The organism is Teichococcus deserti (assembly GCF_001982615.1).
GTDB classification, from domain to species: domain Bacteria; phylum Pseudomonadota; class Alphaproteobacteria; order Acetobacterales; family Acetobacteraceae; genus Pseudoroseomonas; species Pseudoroseomonas deserti.
The window spans coordinates 1-963 of record NZ_MLCO01000362.1; the positions used below are offsets into that span (position 1 = coordinate 1).

Annotated in this window: 3 protein-coding genes; all 3 read left to right on the forward strand. The window is 66.1% G+C overall.

Features of this window, described 5'->3' with window-relative positions:
- On the forward strand, nt 1-331 hold a 331-nt coding region (locus tag BKE38_RS27140; protein ID WP_207553690.1), incomplete at its 5' end, for a cytochrome c oxidase subunit 3.
- Nucleotides 328-735: a cytochrome o ubiquinol oxidase subunit IV gene (cyoD, locus tag BKE38_RS27145; protein WP_076960312.1), complete on the forward strand. Its 408-nt coding sequence runs from the start codon at nt 328-330 to the stop codon at nt 733-735. The genes BKE38_RS27140 and cyoD, both read left to right, overlap by 4 nt.
- Before the next feature lie 3 nt (nt 736-738).
- Nucleotides 739-963: SURF1 family cytochrome oxidase biogenesis protein (locus tag BKE38_RS27150; RefSeq protein WP_278247652.1), on the forward strand; the 225-nt coding region annotated here is incomplete at its 3' end.

Here is a 963-nt window from a genome sequence, read left to right on the forward strand (position 1 = left end):
GGCGACGCTGTTCTGGCTGGGCATCACCGGGCTGTTCGGCGCCGCCTTCATCGGGCTGGAGCTCTACGAGTTCCACCACCTGATCCATGTCGGCGCCACGCCGCAGCGCAGCGCCTTCCTCTCGGCCTTCTTCACCCTGGTCGGCACCCATGGCCTGCACGTCACCTTCGGCCTGATCTGGCTGGTGACGCTGATGGTCCAGGTCGGCCGCGGCGGGCTGACCGCCTCCAACCGCCGGCGCCTGAACTGCCTCAGCCTGTTCTGGCACTTCCTGGACGTCGTCTGGATCGGCGTCTTCTCCTATGTCTATCTGATGGGGGTGCTGCAGTGAGCGCGCAGCCGCACGGCCATGCCGGCCACCATGATCATGGCCATGACGGCCATGACCACCACGACGACGGCGCGGCGCATGGCTCCTTCAAGGGCTATGTGACCGGCTTCCTGCTCTCGGTCATCCTCACCGCCATTCCCTTCTGGCTGGTGATGGGCGAGGTCTTCTCCAGCCCGCGGGTCACCGCGGCGCTGGTCATGGCCTTCGCCGTGGTGCAGATCGTCGTCCACATGATCTACTTCCTGCACATGAACGGGAAGTCGGAGGGGGGCTGGATCATGCTGGCCCTGATCTTCACGCTGATCATCGTGGTGATCACCATCTCCGGCTCGCTCTGGGTCATGTACCACCTGGACACCAACATGATGCCCATGGCGCCGCATGACATGCGGAACATGCCCTAGCGCATGACGATGACCGAGCCGGCGGCGGCGGGCCCGCGGCCTTCCTCGCCGGTTCGGCTGGCGCTTCTGCTGGCCCTCGCCCTGGCCGGCATCCTCGCCCTGCTGGCGCTGGGCACCTGGCAGGTCGAGCGCCGCGCCTGGAAGCTGGCGCTGATCGACCGCATCGAGAGCCGGGTCACCGCTGTCTCCTATACTACTTCGACGCTGCCGGAGAACGTAAGCCAGGAG